16 protein-coding genes and 1 pseudogene are annotated in these 13,876 nt (G+C 74.5%); 12 read left to right on the forward strand and 5 right to left on the reverse strand.

Annotated elements, in window-relative coordinates:
- Positions 1 to 717 (reverse strand): hypothetical protein (locus NH602_RS19200; protein WP_253068528.1); only part of this gene is annotated, 717 nt, incomplete at its 3' end.
- Between the two features lie 160 nt (positions 718 to 877).
- On the opposite strand from NH602_RS19200, the gene NH602_RS19205 reads away from it, so the two are divergent.
- Complete coding sequence (locus tag NH602_RS19205) at positions 878 to 1,321, forward strand: VOC family protein (protein WP_179761757.1); 444 nt, start codon at positions 878 to 880, stop codon at positions 1,319 to 1,321.
- A 24-nt stretch (positions 1,322 to 1,345) separates the two neighbouring features.
- On the forward strand, positions 1,346 to 2,119 hold the full coding sequence (locus tag NH602_RS19210; protein WP_179761758.1) for an SDR family NAD(P)-dependent oxidoreductase: 774 nt from the start codon (positions 1,346 to 1,348) through the stop codon (positions 2,117 to 2,119).
- A 5-nt stretch (positions 2,120 to 2,124) separates the two neighbouring features.
- On the opposite strand, the gene NH602_RS19215 is transcribed toward NH602_RS19210, so the two are convergent.
- Positions 2,125 to 3,084 carry an FAD-dependent oxidoreductase gene (locus tag NH602_RS19215; RefSeq protein WP_179761759.1) on the reverse strand — a complete coding sequence of 320 codons (960 nt, stop codon included), beginning with the start codon at positions 3,082 to 3,084 and terminating at the stop codon, positions 2,125 to 2,127.
- A gap of 83 nt (positions 3,085 to 3,167) precedes the next feature.
- Here NH602_RS19215 and NH602_RS19220 point away from each other — a divergent pair, with 83 nt between their 5' ends.
- The gene (locus NH602_RS19220; protein WP_083658797.1) at positions 3,168 to 3,602 is read left to right on the forward strand and encodes a hypothetical protein; all 435 of its coding nucleotides are present in this window, start codon (positions 3,168 to 3,170) and stop codon (positions 3,600 to 3,602) included.
- Here NH602_RS19220 and NH602_RS19225 read toward each other — a convergent pair.
- Positions 3,590 to 4,222: a TenA family protein gene (locus NH602_RS19225; protein WP_073576583.1), complete on the reverse strand. Its 633-nt coding sequence runs from the start codon at positions 4,220 to 4,222 to the stop codon at positions 3,590 to 3,592. The two genes, NH602_RS19220 and NH602_RS19225, sit on opposite strands and share 13 nt — an antisense overlap.
- Positions 4,223 to 4,343: 121 nt before the next feature.
- On the opposite strand from NH602_RS19225, the gene gabP reads away from it, so the two are divergent.
- Both gabP and NH602_RS19235 read left to right on the forward strand, forming a co-directional pair.
- A complete protein-coding gene (gene gabP / locus NH602_RS19230; RefSeq protein ID WP_073576582.1) occupies positions 4,344 to 5,747 on the forward strand; it encodes a GABA permease in 1,404 nt (467 codons plus the stop codon).
- Between the two features lie 46 nt (positions 5,748 to 5,793).
- The gene (locus tag NH602_RS19235; protein WP_073576581.1) at positions 5,794 to 6,558 is read left to right on the forward strand and encodes a GntR family transcriptional regulator; all 765 of its coding nucleotides are present in this window, start codon (positions 5,794 to 5,796) and stop codon (positions 6,556 to 6,558) included.
- A gap of 7 nt (positions 6,559 to 6,565) precedes the next feature.
- Here the strand turns inward: NH602_RS19235 and NH602_RS19240 are convergent, their stop codons facing one another.
- Positions 6,566 to 7,075: a VOC family protein gene (locus NH602_RS19240; protein ID WP_100878790.1), complete on the reverse strand. Its 510-nt coding sequence runs from the start codon at positions 7,073 to 7,075 to the stop codon at positions 6,566 to 6,568.
- Between the two features lie 57 nt (positions 7,076 to 7,132).
- A complete protein-coding gene (locus NH602_RS19245) occupies positions 7,133 to 7,564 on the reverse strand; it encodes an Lrp/AsnC family transcriptional regulator (RefSeq protein ID WP_179763010.1) in 432 nt (143 codons plus the stop codon).
- A gap of 122 nt (positions 7,565 to 7,686) precedes the next feature.
- Here NH602_RS19245 and ddaH point away from each other — a divergent pair, with 122 nt between their 5' ends.
- The 7 genes and pseudogenes from ddaH to NH602_RS19280 form a co-directional block, all read left to right on the forward strand.
- On the forward strand, positions 7,687 to 8,487 hold the full coding sequence (gene ddaH / locus NH602_RS19250) for a dimethylargininase (protein ID WP_073576579.1): 801 nt from the start codon (positions 7,687 to 7,689) through the stop codon (positions 8,485 to 8,487).
- Positions 8,484 to 9,704, forward strand: a complete 1,221-nt coding sequence (gene rocD / locus NH602_RS19255; RefSeq protein ID WP_374210209.1) for an ornithine--oxo-acid transaminase — start codon at positions 8,484 to 8,486, stop codon at positions 9,702 to 9,704. The genes ddaH and rocD overlap by 4 nt, the downstream gene beginning before the upstream one ends.
- A 17-nt stretch (positions 9,705 to 9,721) precedes the next feature.
- Positions 9,722 to 10,456, forward strand: coding sequence for a phosphoglyceromutase (locus tag NH602_RS19260; protein ID WP_167409998.1), 735 nt, complete (start codon positions 9,722 to 9,724; stop codon positions 10,454 to 10,456).
- A gap of 227 nt (positions 10,457 to 10,683) precedes the next feature.
- Positions 10,684 to 11,946 carry a cell wall metabolism sensor histidine kinase WalK gene (locus NH602_RS19265; protein WP_083658796.1) on the forward strand — a complete coding sequence of 421 codons (1,263 nt, stop codon included), beginning with the start codon at positions 10,684 to 10,686 and terminating at the stop codon, positions 11,944 to 11,946.
- A gap of 1 nt (position 11,947) precedes the next feature.
- Positions 11,948 to 12,637: a response regulator transcription factor gene (locus NH602_RS19270; RefSeq protein WP_062398072.1), complete on the forward strand. Its 690-nt coding sequence runs from the start codon at positions 11,948 to 11,950 to the stop codon at positions 12,635 to 12,637.
- Between the two features lie 46 nt (positions 12,638 to 12,683).
- The gene (locus NH602_RS19275; RefSeq protein ID WP_253068529.1) at positions 12,684 to 13,691 is read left to right on the forward strand and encodes a Ppx/GppA phosphatase family protein; all 1,008 of its coding nucleotides are present in this window, start codon (positions 12,684 to 12,686) and stop codon (positions 13,689 to 13,691) included.
- Positions 13,691 to 13,876: pseudogene (locus NH602_RS19280) on the forward strand (hypothetical protein); the annotation flags it as partial. The gene NH602_RS19275 and the pseudogene NH602_RS19280, both read left to right, overlap by 1 nt.

A 13,876-nucleotide genomic window follows, 5' to 3' on the forward strand; every position in this document is an offset into this window, starting at 1 on the left:
CGGGCCCCCGGTCAGCCGGGCCAGCTCCGCGGGGTCGAACGGCCGGTGCGCGTGGGTGCGCAGGTGCTCGGTCACGCTGCGGACCAGACGGGAGGGCAGGGCCGGGGTGCGTGCGCTCCCGCGCCGGCCGGCCTCGTCGAGCACGGTGTTCGGGAACGTCTCCAGGAACCGCGAGGCCAGCAGCCCGAACGCCTCGTCGACGGCGACGGACCCGTCCAGCAGCATCGGGTTGCCGAGCACCCGGTCGCGCACGTGCACCACGGTCGTGGCCCAGCGCTGCGCGTGCGCCCCGCTCAGCGGGGTGATCCCGGACAGCCGCACCCGGTCGACCGCGACGCCGTGCACCTGCCCGGCCCAGCGGGACAGGGCCGCTGTGTCGAGGGCGACGACGTCGAGGTCGATGTCCTCGGCGAGGTCCCGGAAGCGGCCCTCGGGCGGGAGCACGCCGACGTCGCCGGGCTGCAGCAGCACGGTGCCGTACGCCTCGGTGTCCAGGCGCATGCGTCCGCCCTGCACCAGATCGATCATGAAGGCGTTCTCGACCGGGTCGACCGTCGCGTCGATCTCGGCGGTGACCCACAGATCGCTCAGCGAGAACCCCGGGGCGGCGACGGTCTCGTTCCCCATTTCGAAGTCGCGGCCGTCGCCCACCGGCCGTACGACCGCGCCTGCGTAGAACTCCGCGGCGAACCGTTCGACGTCGGCCGCCGACCCCATGCGGAGGCTCAGTCGTCGCACTCCGTTGCCGGGCGGTTGTCCGTTCACTCGCCCTCCACCGGTGCACCGGGTGATCGGATGCGGAAAGTTACCCCGTGACCGGGCGTCGGCGCGACCCGCGCCACGCGGAACGGTCGGGGTTCGGCCGTAGCCTCCACCCATGGCGACCCCCTGGACGATCACCGTCGACTGTGCCGACGCACGCCTGCTCGCGGAGTTCTGGAGTGCCGCGCTCGGCTACGCCCCCGCCCCTCCGCCGACCGGGTTCGAGACCTGGGAGGCGTGGATGATCCACCACGAGGTGCCTGCCGACGAGTGGGGTGACGTCGCCGCGATCAGCGACCCGGACGGCGCGGGCCCGCGGATCTCGTTCCTGCGGGTCGACGAGCCGCGCACGGTGAAGAACCGGTTGCACCCGGACCTGCAGGTCTCCGGCGGCCGGCACCTGCCCGCCGAGCTGCGCGGCGAGCGCCTGGCGGCGGAGGCACGACGGCTGTGCGCGCTCGGCGCCCGGGTCGTCGAGGAGCACCGGTCCCCGGGTTCTCCACATGTGGACCACCTGTGGATGGCCGACCCGGAGGGCAACGACTTCTGCATCGTGTGAGCCCACCCCGGGTATCCGCCGATCATGGCAACGAAGGACGGCACGGTCGCGATCGTCACCGGAGCGGGCTCGGGCATCGGCGCCGCCACCGCGCGGCGGTTCGCGGCGGACGGGGCCACGGTCGTGCTGACCGGGCGGACGAAGGAGAAGCTCGACGACGTGGTGGCCGGCGCCGACCCGGCGGTCGCCGAACGGATGCACGTGCTGGTCGCCGACTCGTCCGACGAGGAGGCGATCACCCACCTCGTCGACGAGGTCGCGTCAGGCTTCGGGCGGCTGGACACGCTGGTCAACAACGCCGCGGTCGCCCGGCCGGGCACCGCGGAGCAGACCTCGACCGAACAGTGGCGGTTCGTGCACGCCGTCGACGTCGACGGGGTCTTCTTCGCCTCCCGCGCCGCGGTGCCGCACCTGCGCACGACCCGGGGGTCGATCGTGAACGTGACCTCGGTGTCCGGGCTGGGCGGGGACTGGGCGAACGTCGCCTACAACTCGGCGAAGGGCGCCGTCGTCAACCTGACCCGGGCGATGGCGCTCGACCACGGCGGCGAGGGGGTCCGGGTCAACGCGGTCAGCCCGTCGTTGACCTACACGGAGATGACCGAGGGCATGACCGGCGACGAGGACCTGATGGCCCGCTTCGCCGACCGCATCCCCATGGGCCGCGGCGGCGAGCCCGCCGAGGTCGCCGACGTGATCGCCTTCCTCGCCGGGCCCGACGCGCGGTTCGTCACCGGGGTCAACCTGCCCGTCGACGGCGGGCTGTCCGCGTCGAACGGGCAGCCGCGGATGTCCTGACCGGGTCAGGGGGCGTCGGCGAGGTCCGCGACGTCGTCGGCACAGCCCCAGGACAGGGTGATGCCGGAACCGCCGTGCCCGTAGTCGTGGATCACCCGCGGCCGGGTCGCGGTGGCGGGCTCGGCCTCCAGCCGCACCTCCGGGCGGGCCGGGCGCAGGCCCGCGAGGTGCTCCAGGACCTCGGCGTCACGCAGGGCGGGGACGATGTCGCGGCAGCGTCGTAGAATCGCCTCGCCGGCGGCCGGGTCCGGCGTCGCGTCCCAGACGCCGTCGTCGAGGGTGCCGCCGAGGACGCAGTCGTGCGCGCGGGGGTGCACGTACGCGCGTCCGCCGGGGTGCGCCTCGTCGCGGACCGACATCGTCAGGCCGGGGTTGGTGACGCGCACGATCTGTCCCCGCACCGGGGTCACCGTGGTGTCACCGACCAGGGTGCGCGCGCCCATCCCGGAGCAGTGCACGACGAGGTCGGCGTCCCGGCCGGCCTCGTCGAGCGAGGTGACGCGGCGGCGTTCCAGGACGATCCCGCGGCGCCCGGCCTCGGCGGCCAGCCAGGGCAGGTGCACCGGCATCTCGACCAGCGGCACCGCGAAACGCAGGCCGTGGGCGTAGCCGGGCGGCAGCTCGCCGGGCCGGGCCGGGCGGACCTCGCCGACGGCGTCGGCCCACCACTGCGGCTCCGGCTCGGTCCGGTAGAGGGTCAGCGACTCCCGCATCACGACGCCGGGGACGCCGTCGGCGGCCTGTCGGGCCAGCTCGGTGAAGGTGCGCCGGCCCCAGTCGAGGACCTTGTCCCGCGGCCCGGCGCGGGTCGGGAACCACACCGCCGCGGCCAGGTGCGACGTCGACGCCTCCACCGGCGCGTCGGCCAGCACCCGTACCGACCAGCCCCGCTCCCGCAGCCGGACCGCGCAGCTCAGGCCCGCGATCCCGGCGCCGACCACCACCGCCCGTCGGTTGCCTCCCATGCCGGCGATCCTCGCAGCCACCGGCCCCGGATCGTCATCCGGACGTCGACGCCCGGCCACCCCCGGGGCGCACACTCGGCCCGGTGACCGCACCGCTGCTGACCGGCCCGGCGCTGGCCCGCCGGGCCGCGCTCGTCCTCGCCGTCCCGCTGCAGGCCGCGCTGGGCGCCCGGCTGCTCGACGACGCCGACCCGGCCGCCGGGGTCGCGTTCACCGTCGACGAGCTCGCCGACGGCGGCGCGGGCGGCGCGCACGCCGGTGCGCTGGCCGTCGGGCTGGAGGTGGCCGCGCTGCTCGCGGCCCTGCCGCACCTCACCGAGGCCGAGCACGCGGTGTCGGTGTCCACCGCGGTCACGCTGTCCGCGCAGGCCCGGCGGGGCCGGGAGGTCGCGTTCCGCGGAACGCTCGACCGGCGCACCGGCCGGTCCGCGTTCACCTCGGTGACGGCCGTCTGCGACGGCGTCGTGGTCGCCCGGGCCCAGGTCGTGAAGGCCGTCGTCGGCCTTCAGCCGGGGTAGGCGGCGTCGAAGAACGCCAGCTCCAGGTCCACCGCGCGCACGAACAGCGCCGCGACCCGCTCCCGGTGGGTGGGGTCGAGGCGGTCGGCGGCGCGGTCGAGCTCGTCGCGCAGGAACGCGACCCACTCCTCGAACTCGACGCCGCGGTGCAGCTCGATCCACTCGCGGGAGATCCGGTCGTCGGGGGTGGTGGCGCCCGGCCGTGTCGCCCAGTCCAGGTACAGCCACTCGGCGACGACCAGCACGGCCAGCGTCTCGGCGTACCCGGCGTCGCGTGCCTCGTCCATCAGGTCGACGAACCCGACGGTCGGCGCGGTCCGCTCCGGCTCGGTGTGCCCGTCCAGCTCACCGAGCGAGCGCTCGAAGTAGTCGTTCTCCGGGCCCGCGACCAGCCCCAGCTGACGGGCCAGCCGGACCCGCGGGCCGGGCCGGTCGGCCGTCGCGACGGCGGCGCCGAGCAGCGCGAGGAACGAGTCGACGAACTGCAGGTCCTGCTCCAGGTAGTGCCGCAGCACGCCGCGGTCCAGGCTGCCGGACCACAGCTCGTCGACGAACCGGTGTCCGACCGCCGCGTCCCAGGTCGCGGCCGTCGACTCGCGCAGCTGCACGCTGAATCCCATGTCGCCCAGGCTAGGCGCAGCCCCCGGACGCGGCCCGGGGTGTGACAACGGACGACGCCCGGGTGACCATTGCGCAACGCACCGGCCACCGCCGGCTGTGGCACCGAGCAGGGGAGGCGCCATGACGGAGACCGCGAACCGGACGGAGGCCGGTGGCGAGCTGAAGGCGGGGCTGCGCGACCGGCACGTCACGATGATCAGCATCGCCGGGGTGATCGGCGCCGGGCTGTTCATCGGCTCCGGCAGCGCGATCGCCACCGCGGGCCCCGCGGTGCTGCTGGCCTACCTCTTCGCCGGGACGCTGGTCGTGCTGGTGATGCGGATGCTCGGCGAGATGGCGGCCGCGCAGCCGGACTCCGGCTCGTTCTCCACCTACGCCGACCGGGCGATCGGGCCGTGGGCCGGGTTCACCGTCGGCTGGCTGTACTGGTGGTTCTGGGTCCTCGTGATCCCGGTGGAGGCCACCGCGGCCGCGGTCATCCTCAACTCGTGGCTGCCGGGGGTGCCGCAGTGGGGCTGGGCGCTGGCCGTCACCGTGCTGCTGACGGTGACCAACCTGTTCTCCGTCGCCAACTACGGCGAGTTCGAGTTCTGGTTCGCCCTCCTCAAGGTGGTCGCGATCATCGCGTTCATCGTCGTCGGGGTGCTCGCGGTGCTGGGCCTGCTGCCCGGCTTCGTCGGCGACGACTCGTCGGTGTCGGGGCTGTCCCGGCTGGTGTCCGAGGGCGGGTTCCTGCCGAACGGGCCGGGCGCGGTGGTCGCCGCGGTGCTGGTGACGATGTTCAGCTTCATGGGCACCGAGATCGTCACGATCGCGGCTGCGGAATCCGGCGACCCGGCCCGCGGGATCGGCCGGGCCACCCGCTCGGTGATCTGGCGGATCGCGGTGTTCTACCTGGCCTCGATCCTGCTCGTCGTCGCGATCGTCCCGTGGAACGACCCGCGGCTGCCCGAGGTCGGCTCCTACCAGGCGGCCCTGGAGGCGCTGGGCGTCCCGTCGGCCAAGCTGATCGTCGACGTCGTGGTGCTCGTCGCCGTCGCCAGCTGCCTGAACTCGGCGCTGTACACGGCGTCGCGGATGCTGTTCTCCCTCGGTCGCCGCGGGCAGGCCCCGGACCTGGTCAACCGGACCACCGGGCAGGGTGTGCCGCGGTTCGCGGTGCTCGGGTCGACGCTGGTCGGATTCGTCGCGGTGATCGCGAACTACGCCTTCCCGGAGGAGGTCTTCGCCGCGCTGCTCGCGACCTCCGGCGCGATCGCGCTGCTGGTCTACCTGGTCATCGCGGTGTCCCAGCTGCGGATGCGCCGGGTGCTGGAGCGCGACGGCGTCGCGATGCCGGTGCGGATGTGGGGCTACCCGGTGCTCACCTGGTCGGTGATCGTCGTGATCCCGGTGGTGCTCGTCTACATGGCCACCCGCGAGGGCTCGCGCTTCGAGCTGGGCATGACCGCGCTCATCGCGGCCGGCGTCGTGGGTGTCGGCGTGCTGCTCACCCGGCGTCGCGCGCGGGCCGTCGTGCGGTGACCCCACGGCGCTCGCCTACGGTGATCACGCGCGAGGGGGTGGGGCGATGACGGCGCGAGCACTGGTCCGCGACGGGACCATGCCGCTGTGGCAGCAGCTGCTCGCGGACCTGCGCCGCCGGCTGTCCGACGGCGAGTTCGACGAGGCCCTGCCCGGCGAGTTCGCGCTGGCCGCCGACTACGGGGTCAGCAGGCACACCGTGCGTGAGGCGCTGCGCCGGCTGCGGGAGGACGGCGCCGTCGTCGCCGGGCGGGGGCGGGTCGCCCGCCCGACCGTGCGCTCGGAGATCGAGCAGCCGCTCGACGAGCCGTACTCGCTCTACGTGGCGGTCGAGTCCGCCGGGCGCACCCAGCGCAGCGTGGTGCGGACCTTCGAGGTCCGCGCCGACGGCGTGGTCGCGGCCCGGATGGGGCTGGAGGAGTCCACGCCGCTGGTGCACCTGGAGCGGCTGCGTCTCGCCGACGCCGAGCCGCTCGCCGTCGACCGGGTGTGGCTGCCCGAGGAGCTGGCGGCGCCGCTGCTCGACGTCGACTTCACCCACACCGGCATCTACCCCGAGTACCGGCGTCGCTGCGGGATCCGCGTCGACGGCGGCATGGAGAACATCCGGGCCGTGCTGCCCGGGCGCGGCGAGCGGGAGCTGCTCGGCATCGACGAGGGCGTCGCCGCCCTGTCGATCGAGCGGCTCGGCCTGTCCGCCGGGCGCCCCGTGGAGTGGCGACACACCCTGGTCCGCGGCGACCGGTTCTCGGTCACCGCCCGGTTCTCGTCCCGCTCGGGTTACCGGGTGGACCTCAACGAGCCCGGCTGAGGCGGGCTCAGGCCGGGACCGAGACGCCGATCCCGCCGCGGGTGTCCGCGCCGTAGCGGGCGATCTCGGCCGCGATGTCGAGCGGCTCGATGCGCATGTCGTGGTCGTCGCCGTCGATCAGGGCCGCCGGGACCAGCCAGCACACCTCGAACTCCAGACCGTCGGGGTCCTTCGCGTAGAGCGCCTTGGTCGTGCCGTGGTCCGAGGCGCCGACCAGCGCCCCGGCCGCCTGCAGCCGCTCGCCGATCCGGGCGAGCTCGCCGAGCGTGTCGACCTCCCACGCCAGGTGGTAGAGCCCGACGGTGCCGCGGCCCGCCTGCGAGGCCCCGGCCTGCGCGCCGATCCCGAACAGGGCGAGGTCGTGGTCGTTGGTCGAGCCCTCGGCCTGCAGGAACGCGCCGCGCCCGCCCGGGAGCTCGACGACCGGGCGGAAGCCGAGGGTGTCGCGATAGAAGCCGACGCTGCGCGGGACGTCGCGGACGTAGAGGACGGCGTGGTTGAGGCGCTGGACGGGCACGACTGCTCCTTTGATTGAACTCTCAACCGACCACCGTACGCGGTGACCCGTGAGAGTTCAACGAGTCACCAGCCAGGTCAGGACGACGGCCGAGCGGGTGTGGTCGACGTTCGCGGCGAGCCGCAGCCGCTCCAGAGCGTCCTCCAGGGACCGCACGTCGCGCGAGCGCAGCAGGACCAGCGCGTCGGCTTCCCCGGTGACCGTCCCCGCCGTGACGACCTCCGGCACCGCCGACAGCATTCGCTGCAGCTCGGCCGGGGCGACCGTGCCGCGGCAGAACAGCTCGACGTAGGCCTCCACGCCCGGGGCCCGTTCGGCGTCCGGGTCCACCTGCACGGTGAAGCCCCGCACCACGCCGCGGGCGGTCAGCCGGTCCACCCGGCGCCGCACCGCCGACGCCGACAGGCCCACCCGCTCGCCCAGCTCGGCCCAGCCGGCCCGCCCGTCGACCCGGAGGAGGTCCAGCAGTCTGCGGTCGATCGCGTCGATCCCGTCCACGACGCCGGATGCTAGACCGGAGCGCGCGGAACCAGCGCCGAACCGGTACAGCACGCGCAGATCGTGCGCCCGAAGCCGGGAAACGCACGGGGTAGGCGCGCCATGCTGTGCCCATGACCTCTGTGCTGATGTGCCGCCCCGAGCACTTCACGGTGAGCTACCGGATCAACCCGTGGATGCGTCCGGAGCAGGCGACCGACACCCGGCTCGCGCTGGCGCAGTGGGAGACCCTGCACGCGGTCTACCGCGACCTCGGGTTCGACGTCCGGCTCGTCGACCCGCTGCCCGGGTACCCGGACATGGTCTACGCCGCCAACGGCGGCACCGTGATCGACGGGACCGCGCTCACCGCCCGGTTCCGGCACACCGAGCGCGCCGCCGAGGGGCCCGCGTACGGCGCGTGGTTCCGGGCCGCCGGGTTCGCCGTGCACCAGGCCCGCCACGTCAACGAGGGCGAGGGCGACCTGCTGCTCGTCGGCGACACCGTCTACGCCGGCACCGGGTTCCGGACCGACCCGCGTGCGCACGGCGAGGCCGCGGAGGTGTTCGGCCGCGAGGTCGTGTCCCTGCAGCTGATCGACCCGCGCTACTACCACCTCGACACCGCGTTCGCGGTGCTCGACCCGGCCGGCGGGCCGGGCGCGGTCGCCTACCTGCCCGGCGCGTTCGACGACGCCTCCCAGGAGGTGCTGCGGTTCCGCTTCCCCGACGCGGTGGTCGTCTCCGACGACGACGCGGCCGTACTGGGCCTGAACTGCTTCTCCGACGGGCGCACCGTCGTCCACGCGCCCCAGGCCGAGAAGTTCGCCGCCGACCTGGCCGAGCGCGGGTTCGGCACCGTCGGCGTCGACACCGCGGAGCTGCGCCGGGGCGGCGGCGGGATCAAGTGCGCCACGCTGGAGCTGCGGTCGTGACCGCCGTGGTCCCGGGCACCGACCCGCAGATCGCCCTCGCCGAGGAGTTCGGTGTACGGAACTACGCGCCGTTGCCGGTGGTGCTGTCCCACGGCGACGGCGCCTGGGTCACCGACGTCGACGGCGTCCGCTACCTCGACGCTCTCGCGGGCTACTCCGCGCTCAACTTCGGGCACCGCCACCCCGCGCTCACCGCGGCCGCGCACGCCCAGCTCGACACGCTCACCCTGACCGCGCGGGCGTTCCACAACGACCGGCTGCCGGCGTTCCAGCGCGATCTCGCGGCGCTGACCGGCACCGAGGCCGTCCTGCCGATGAACACCGGCGCGGAGGCCGTCGAGTCCGCGGTGAAGGTCGCCCGCGCCTGGGGGTACCGGGTGAAGGGCGTGCGGCCGGGGGCGGCGCGGATCGTCGTCGCCGGGGGGAACTTCCACGGCCGCACGACGACGGTGGTCTCGTTCTCCGACGACCCGGTCGCCCGCGACGACTTCGGCCCGTTCACCCCCGGCTTCGACCGCGTCCCCTACGGCGACGCCGACGCGCTGGCCGCCGCGCTCACCGACGACACCGTCGCGGTGCTGCTCGAACCGGTCCAGGGCGAGGCAGGGGTGCTCGTGCCGCCACCCGGCTACCTGCGCGCGGTCCGCGAGCTCACCGAGCAGCGGGGTGTGCTGCTGGTCTGCGACGAGATCCAGTCCGGCCTGGGCCGGGCCGGGGCCACGCTGTGCACCGACCTGTCGGGGGTGCGCGCCGACCTCTACACCCTCGGCAAGGCGCTCGGCGGTGGGATCGTGCCGGTCAGCGCCGTCGTCGGGCGGCGCGACGTGCTCGGCGTGCTGCGCCCCGGCGAGCACGGCTCCACCTTCGGCGGCAACCCGCTCGCCGCCGCCGTCGGGTCCGCGGTGTGCGCGCTGCTGGCGACGGGGGAGTACCAGGCGCGGGCCCGTGAGCTCGGCGCGCACCTGGTCGCGCGGCTGCGCGCGCTGCCCGGGCTCACCGCCGTGCGGGGGGTGGGGCTGTGGTCCGGCGTCGACGTCGACCCGCGGATCGGCACCGGCCGCGACGTGTGCGTCGCACTCGCCCGGCGGGGTGTGCTGGCCAAGGAGACCCACGGCGTGACCGTGCGGTTGTCCCCGCCGCTGGTGGTCACCCACGACGAGGTGGACGTGCTGGTGGACACGTTCGGGGCCGCGCTCACCGACCTTTCCCGCGGGTAGGTGGCAGGCTGTCGGCCATGCCGACCCTCGTACTGCTGCGCCACGGTCAGAGCGACTGGAACGCGAAGAACCTGTTCACCGGCTGGGTGGACGTGCCGCTCTCCTCCCAGGGCGAGGCGGAGGCCCGCCGGGGCGGCGAGCTGCTGGCCGAGGCGGGCGTCGCGCCCGACGTCGTACACACCTCGCTGCTGCGCCGGGCCATCTCCACCGCGAACATCGCCCTCGACGCCGCCGACCGGCACTGGATCCCGGTCAAGCGCGACTGGCGCCTCAACGAGCGCCACTACGGCGCGCTGCAGGGCAAGGACAAGAAGCAGACCCTGGAGCAGTACGGCGAGGAGCAGTTCATGCTCTGGCGCCGCTCCTACGACACCCCGCCGCCCGCGATCGAGAAGGGCTCGGAGTTCTCCCAGGACGCCGACCCGCGCTACGCCGGCGTCGACGCCCCGCTGACCGAGTGCCTGGCCGACGTCGTCGACCGGTTCCTGCCCTACTGGACCGAGGCCGTGGTGCCGGACCTGCGCGAGGGGAAGGTCGTGCTGCTCGCCGCGCACGGCAACTCGCTGCGCGCGCTGGTGAAGTACCTCGACGGCATCTCCGACGCCGACATCGCCGGCCTGAACATCCCCACCGGCATCCCGCTGGTCTACGACCTCGACGACGACCTGACGCCGACGAACCCGGGCGGCCGCTACCTCGACCCGGCCGCGGCGCAGGAGGCCATCGCCGGGGTGGCGAACCAGGGCCGCTGACCCCGCCGCCCCCGCCCGCTGCACCCCCGGGGATGTCCCCAGGGTCACTTTCGTGGCTTAGAGCGCTACGAGAGTGACCCTGGGGGCACCCCGGGTCGGGTGGGGGAGGGGTTCGCTGAACCCACGGTGAACGGGGACCGAACAGTGTCGCGCGGAGGGGTCGCGGGCGTCACCATCCGGTGTCCGGCGCTGGTCAGGGGGTACCCCCGGCTGCCTACCATGCACGCGTGACCACGCTCGCGTGGCTGATCACGGCCCTCGCCCTGCTCCTCGGTCTCACCGCCGGGGCCGCACTGGCGCGACGGTCGTCGCACGGCCGACCCAGCCCCGGCACCGGCCGCCCCCCGGCGGACCCCGTGGCCGCCGACGGACCCACCCTCGGCGAGCTGCTGCACCGCACGTTCCGCCAGTCGAGCTCCGGGCTCGCCGTGGTCGGGGCCGGCGGCGAGGTGCTCCTGCACAACCCGCGGGCCGCCGCGCTCGGCGCCGTCGCCGGTGAGCGGCTCGACCCGCGCGCGCTCGCCGCCTGCCGGCGCGTGCAGGGCAGGGACCGGCTGCTCGCCTCCGGCGACTACACCGTCGATCTCTCGCCGCTGGACCGCACGCCCCGCGGCCCGGTCGCGGTGCAGGCCAGGGTCCGCTCCCTCGGCGACGGCTTCGCGCTGGTCGAGGCCGTCGACACCTCCGAGGTGGCCCGGCTGGAGGCGACCCGGCGCGACTTCGTCGCCAACGTCTCGCACGAACTCAAGACCCCGGTCGGCGCGGTCGCGCTGCTGGCCGAGGCCCTGCTCGACAGCCTCGACGGCCTGGAGCCCGCCGACGGCGGCGAGCCCGACCCCGACGCCGTCTGCGAGGTCCGCCGGTTCGGCGACAAGCTGCTGCGCGAGGCCACCCGGATGGGGAACCTGGTCTCGGAGCTGATCGCGCTGTCCCGGCTGACCGGCGCCGAACGGCTCCCCGCGCTGGCCGCCGTCGACGTCGACGAGGTCGTCTCCGAGGCGCTGGCCCGCAGCCGCACCTCCGCCGAGTCGCACGCCGTCGAGATCACCGCCGACGAGACCTCGGGGCTGGTCGTCGACGGCGACCGCACGCTGCTCGTCACCGCGCTGACGAACCTGCTGGAGAACGCGATCGCCTACTCCGCGGCGGACTCGTCGGTGTCGGTGAGCCGCCGCTCGGTCGACGGCTCGATCGAGATCGCGGTGACCGACCGCGGCATCGGCATCGCCCCCGAGCACCAGCAGCGGGTCTTCGAGCGCTTCTTCCGGGTCGACCCGGCCCGCTCGCGGGCCACCGGCGGCACCGGTCTCGGCCTGGCGATCGTCAAGCACGTCTGCGCCAACCACGGTGGCGAGGTGCGGCTGTGGAGCCGTCCCGGCACCGGATCGACCTTCACCATGCGCCTGCCCGCCCGGATGGGCATCGGCGGCGCCCCCCACGGTGAGGCTGCCGCAGGCAGCTCCCCCCAGACCGCCGGAACCGGAGGATGAGATGACCAGGGTGCTGATCGTCGAGGACGAGGAGTCCTTCGCCGACCCGCTCGCGTTCATGCTGCGCAAGGAGGGGTTCACCACCGCCGTCGCGGCGAACGGCAACGACGCGCTGAGCGAGTTCGACCGCAACGGCGCCGACATCGTGCTGCTGGACCTGATGCTGCCCGGCATGAGCGGTACCGACGTCTGCAAGGCGCTGCGTTCCCGCTCCGCCGTGCCGGTGATCATGGTGACCGCCCGCGACAGCGAGATCGACAAGGTCGTCGGGCTGGAGCTCGGCGCCGACGACTACGTCACCAAGCCCTACTCGGCGCGCGAGCTCATCGCCCGAGTCCGCGCGGTGCTGCGCCGCGGGGGCGAGACCGGCGGCGAGACCGAGGGCGGCACCGGTGTGCTGGAGGCCGGGCCGGTGCGGATGGACGTGGAGCGGCACGTCGTGTCGGTCAACGGCGACGAGGTCGCGCTCCCGCTCAAGGAGTTCGACCTGCTGGAGTACCTGCTGCGCAACGTCGGGCGGGTGCTCACCCGCGCCCAGCTGATCGACCGGGTGTGGGGCGCGGACTACGTCGGCGACACCAAGACCCTCGACGTGCACGTCAAGCGGCTGCGGTCCAAGGTCGAGGGCGACCCCTCGACGCCCAAGCACCTGGTCACGGTGCGCGGGCTCGGCTACAAGTTCGACGTGTGAGCCAGGGGTTGCCCGACCGTCGATAACGGCTCGGTAACCTGATCGGGTGCGCCTGGCCGTTCTCGACGTGGGGTCCAACACCGTTCACCTCCTGGTGGTGGACGCCCACCGGGGTGCTCACCCGAAGCCCATGTCGTCGGAGAAGGACCAGCTGCGCCTGGCCGAGCACCTCGACCGCAGGGGAGCGCTGGGCCGCGACGGCGTGAAGGCGCTGCTGGAGAGCGTGCACCGGGCCCGGGACACCGCCCGGGCCGCCGGCTGCGACGACCTCCTGGCGTTCGCCACGTCCGCGCTGCGCGACGCGACGAACTCCGCCGAGGTCCTCGCCCGGGTGCAGCGCGAGACCGGGGTGGCGCTGGAGGTGCTGCCCGGCGAGGACGAGGCCCGCTGGACCTTCCTCGCCGTCCGCCGCTGGTGCGGCTGGTCGGCCGGGCGGCTGCTCGTGCTCGACATCGGCGGCGGCTCGCTGGAGCTGGCCGTCGGGCGCGACGAGACCCCCGACGTCGCCGCGTCGGTGCCGCTGGGCGCGGGCCGGCTGACCCGCGACGCGTTCACCTCCGACCCGCCGTCGCGGGCGGAGGTCGCCGCGCTGACCGAGCGCGTCCGCGACGAGATCGCCCCCGTCGCCGGACGGCTGCGTGCCGGGGGGCGCCCGGACCGGGCCGTCGGCACCTCCAAGACCTTCCGGACGCTGGCCCGGCTCGCCGGTGCCGCGCCGTCCAGCGCCGGGCCGGGCGCCCGCCGCACGCTGACCGCGCAGGGCCTGCGCCAGCTGTCGGCGTTCATCACCCGGATGTCGGGTCCCGACCTCGCCGAGCTCGACGGTGTGAGCGCCAGCCGGGCGCACCAGCTCGTCGCCGGGGCGGTCGTCGCGCAGGCCGCGATGGACGCCCTCGGCGTGACCGAACTCGAGATCTGTCCGTGGGCGTTGCGCGAGGGAGTGATCCTCCGGCGCTTCGACATGCTCGATGGGACGAACGGGGACGACCGCTCGGCGCAGACATCCCCGGGCGGGCTTGGACCCTTGACAACACACAGGGCACGGTGGTCGTGATGAGTGTGGACAGCGGAGAGCCTCGCCAGCGGACGGTCGCGGAGCTCCTGGCCGCCAACGGCGGCCAGCAGCCCGGACGACGCCGCCGTCGTCGCGCCGCGGAGGACGACGAGGGGCCCGGCGCCCCGTCGCCCGCGGCACCCGCGCGGACGGACGTGGCGGCCCCGCCGCGACGCCCCGCGGCC

Source organism: Pseudonocardia sp. McavD-2-B (assembly GCF_024124365.1).
Taxonomy (GTDB): domain Bacteria; phylum Actinomycetota; class Actinomycetes; order Mycobacteriales; family Pseudonocardiaceae; genus Pseudonocardia; species Pseudonocardia alni.